The following is a 4,445-nucleotide window of genomic DNA, read 5'->3' as shown; positions in this document are numbered from 1 at the left end:
GCAGTTTTGCCAAAATTGAATTAAGCAGAAATTGCGCCAGCTTTTTCTGCTTCGCCCCCTGCGTAAGGGCGTTTGATGTAGTGACTTTTGCGAAGCAATTGTCACTACATCGAAAACGCTTCTTTTTAGCAAAAGAAGCAAAAAATTAGTAGAATAGGGTCAGCTGGAGGTCGCTAAATTATGAACCAAAAAATGACTGTTTCGTTTGCAAAAGGCAACGCCACCGAAACTTCAATTAGACACAATAACCGCTCCCTTGATCCCGATCACTTCGATTACGATAAAGCAGGACACCGTCACATTTTGCCAGAATATACGTCCCTAAACGAGGTGCTAGTTCATCGTGACATTAAAAAAGTTTATCAAGAGCAATTTGGCAAAGCCGTTGAACAATACAATGCCAAACAGAAACGTAAAGATCGCCGGATCACCGATTATTATCGCAAAATCAAAAATAGTAAAAATCAAGCGACCCAACGTGAATTTATTGTTCAAGTTGGCAACCAGAATGATTATTTAAAGCAAGATCGTACTACATCTAAAAATTGGCAAACTGCCAAAAAGATTTTGACCGAATTTGAACATGATTTTGAACAGAATAACCCCAATTTACAGGTTTACAATGCGGTCATTCACATGGACGAGCCGGGCTCACCCCACCTACACCTTAATGTTGTCCCTGTAGCACATTTTAAGAATGCACAGCGAGGAGTAACCGTTAAGCCGAGTTTTGATAAAGCTTTAATTGAAGAGGGGTTTAAACCTGATCCCAAGGACAGTCGGGCGCTTTTTCGTGAATTTCAACATCAACAAGCCGATTGTCTAACCGAACTAGCACGTAAATTTGGCATTGAACGTGAACAAGGCTTAACCAATCAATTAAAAAACGTCCACGAATACAAGCAGGCTATGCGTGCTGTCGATCAAGCTCAAGCCTTAGCTCTACAACAAAAAAGTAAAAATGCTGAATTAGCAGTTGAATTAACTGATCAAAAGATCGTTAACCAAGAATTAGACCAACAAATCAAGCATAAGCAAGAAAAAATGGCTGTTTTAAGCCGTGAGAGCCATTTAAAAGTCAAAAACGAGGAAACATACTTAAGTACACTAAAACGGCTCTCAGACGTTAATAAGCACACTGACGTTGATTATTATTTACCAACTAAAACTTTTGGTCTCGTTGATAAAGTTAGTGCCCAAGCCCGAATCGCTAAATTAATCAAACAAGCTAGGCTATCCCAAAACTTAGTTCAAGTAATTCAACAAAATCAAAAACTAACAGCCTCCAACACACAATTACAATTACAAATTCAAAAATTAACACTGGAAAACGAAACCATTGCTGATAAAAAATCACTTGAAGGCTATAACATCGGCATAAAAAAAGGACGCCATGAAGAAAAACAAAGAGTCCATGTTAAAGCTGGTGAGCCTTATCAAAAAGAAATTAAAAGCTTAAATAAAAAAATTACCGAGCAAGATAACTATGCTGTCGAACTAGTTATGGAACTTAACAAGTTACAAAGCGATAACTTAACTTACCAGTATCAAATCAAGCAATTACAAGAACAGTTAGGTAGCGTCAAAATACCCTATCAAGAAAAAATCGCCACTCTAACTACAGAACTCCAAGACCAAAAACAACAAAATCAAACACAAAAACAGCAATTAGCACAAAAAGACCAAGTCCTCCATATGCAAGCCACTGCTATCAAACACCAAAAGCACCAAATTAAGCACCTCAAACAATTTGGGCAAACTTTAGTTACTGCAATTGGTGAGTGCAAACCATTACTCAAAAATACTTGGTCTAAAGTTGTAGAACGTATTGGACAACATTTCCACCAACAACAAGAACCAGATTTAGAACTCTTCAAACAATATTGGACTCAAGCTGATTTCCAAACCCTTAAACATCACGCTTCAATGCCCTCACAAGAGGAATTACGCCAAATATATCTATCTCAGACACATGACAGAGGTTTAGATCGTTAAACCTGCTCCAGTTCTATCTTTGATCTACTTTAGGGCAGTATGGCCCCATAAAGGAAACTAACATAACCGCAAAGCGGTTAGTTAGGTAATTTCCCCTTGCAAAAGGAGAAATTACCTAACTAACTGCTTTTACGATTGTTGGTTATCAAATCTGATCAAAATGATCAGCATACATTTAAGCTTAAACGCCCTGCACAGTAGGTCTTGCCGTTGTTTTTTCTCACTTGATAAATGTATCTTGTTCTGGGCAACGCCATTTACTAACCCCAGTCAATAGCTTTTCTTGCTATGTTCTGCTCACTACTGCCGTATGATCCACTGCTACAAATTCTCCTTACATATGAGTAATTCTAAATCTGTAGTAGTCGTTTCTTACCGCCCTGACCTCGTTCGCTAAACTGCTGGTCGTCACCGCCACTTGCCCCACTGTCTTCGTTACTGACTTTCGGAAATAGATTTATTACTTGAGATGGCTCTATTAAACCTGTCCCTTTTTACAACTTTGTCCTGTTGGCTATTCATGTGCTGTCTTGATAACGGAAAAACCTCCGAACTAATCTTTTCACTTTAGTTCGGAGGTTTTTAGCTTTAATCTCTTGAATTCTTATTTAAGTTTGTTATACTTAATTATGAATTTGAGGACTAAAGCTAATTTATTCGACCGCTCAAATTGAATGTGAATTAGCTTTTTTCTTTGCCTAGATTGCTTTAAGTACAAGCAACCTAGGCTTTTTTATTTAATTAACAATGTAATCATAGCATAAAAAATAGAAATAAAAACATTTATTTCTAAAATTTAAATCATCAAAGAGCTAGTTGCTAACAGAAATAGCAACTAGCTCTTTGATGATTTATTCCAATAGTTAAGATAACATCAAACAATTGTGCAATAAAAAAGTATCTAACTTTTACACATTCCAAAAATATCCATAAGATTATTTATGTAATACACCAAAAATCGAAATTAAACCATGCCCAAAACCATGATTTGCAAAACTAGGATTAAGTAGCTCTTTATAAATTTTTCGTCCTTCATCAGAGAGTTCTTGACGAATAGCCAACGGAGTTAATCTAGACTGAAGTGAATCGGTTATAGCAGGAAAATATTCTTTTTTTTCTAAACGACGCTTAGCTGTACACATTATTTCTCGCTCTTTTGCAGAAATAGATCCCTGAAGGCAAGTATTTATTTCTGCTAATAAAATATTTTCTGACTTCGATACTTTCATCTTAACACCTCAATTATTTATGTTCTATCTATGTCCAAAACCATAGCCATCTTGCATACCACTTAACTTTTTTCTTATTACCGTAATATTCAGGTCCTAAAGTGTGATATGTTGAACGTAACAAAGGATTATAATCATCATTATTATTTATAGTTGTTTCTGTATTCTTTGTGCTATTTGACGCTTCTCCATTATTGATAGTATCAGCTGAAACAATCTGAGGTGCTGTAGCTACTAATAATTCTGTTGTAAGTAAAGTGCTTGATAATAAAGTAAATAATTTTCTCTTTTTCATTTCAATATCCTCCTATCAATTCACTATATGGCTATTATATATAATTTTGATTAATTTTCCAGCATAAATTTCATTATTATTTAATATACTTGATTAACAATATTTAAATCCCCTATACCAGTGGCAACTTAACATAATGTGCATTATCGGAAGTAAGAACAAACAGCCCGCAGGACTAAAACAGAAATTAATTTTAAAAATAATTTTGTGAAATTAAAACCGTATAGCATAAAAAAAGCCCGAATTAGTGGGCTTTTTGTTTTCTAATTTTTTCAATTTCACAATTAGACCAATTTCTTTTTTTACCAAAACAGCCCAGAAAAATCTAGGCTGCTTGGCATACTCTACTTAAATAATTTTACTAAATCATTTAAAACACAATGAAGTGCATTCAACAGCTTAGTTATCTGTTTAAGAAAAAAGTATATTACGAGAGTTTTAATCACGTTTTCCAGCATTAAGCTCGCCTCCTTTCACGAAAGATAATCAATCTTTCAGGATTGCGCGCCAAAAAACGTGCATATTCATTTTATCAAATAATCCCATTCTTAGAATATATCTTAATAATTATTTGCGTGTTATAATGAATGTACGAGAGTTTTATACGTTATTTCAGCGTAAAAAAACGTGCATACGACCTAATCAATCGTAAGGTACAGGGGCAGTCGCAATAGACTGCTTTTTTTGTTTCTTTTTGAAAAAGAAAATCGTGTCCTCAAGGACACGACCAGACGAAAAAACAAGCATTAGTCTTCACGACTTTTGCTTGTTTTTTTCGTCATGAAATTTTGTGCATTACGCAGTTTTGCCAAAATTGAATTAAGCAGAAATTGCGCCAGCTTTTTCTGCTTCGCCCCCTGCGTAAGGGCGTTTGATGTAGTGACTTTTGCGAAGCAATTGTCACTACATCGAAAACGCTTCTTTTT

4 protein-coding genes are annotated in these 4,445 nt (G+C 35.3%); 1 reads left to right on the top strand and 3 read right to left on the bottom strand.

Annotation, left to right across the window (positions count from 1 at the left end):
• Positions 1-180 precede the first annotated feature (180 nt).
• Complete coding sequence (locus tag ACYIAQ_RS08710) at positions 181-1,995, top strand: plasmid recombination protein (RefSeq protein ID WP_483563447.1); 1,815 nt, start codon at positions 181-183, stop codon at positions 1,993-1,995.
• A 935-nt stretch (positions 1,996-2,930) separates the two neighbouring features.
• On the opposite strand, the gene ACYIAQ_RS08705 is transcribed toward ACYIAQ_RS08710, so the two are convergent.
• The 3 genes from ACYIAQ_RS08705 to ACYIAQ_RS08695 all read right to left on the bottom strand — a co-directional run.
• Positions 2,931-3,224, bottom strand: a complete 294-nt coding sequence (locus ACYIAQ_RS08705) for a bacteriocin immunity family protein (RefSeq protein WP_483563446.1) — start codon at positions 3,222-3,224, stop codon at positions 2,931-2,933.
• A gap of 28 nt (positions 3,225-3,252) precedes the next feature.
• On the bottom strand, positions 3,253-3,519 hold the full coding sequence (locus ACYIAQ_RS08700; protein WP_483563445.1) for a hypothetical protein: 267 nt from the start codon (positions 3,517-3,519) through the stop codon (positions 3,253-3,255).
• 746 nt (positions 3,520-4,265) lie between these two features.
• Positions 4,266-4,445 (bottom strand): hypothetical protein (locus ACYIAQ_RS08695; RefSeq protein WP_483564048.1); only part of this gene is annotated, 180 nt, incomplete at its 5' end.

It is taken from the genome of Lactobacillus sp. X-49 (genome assembly GCF_057063645.1).
Note: the sequence above shows the minus strand (reverse complement) of the source record. Positions and strands in the feature narration are given on the sequence as shown.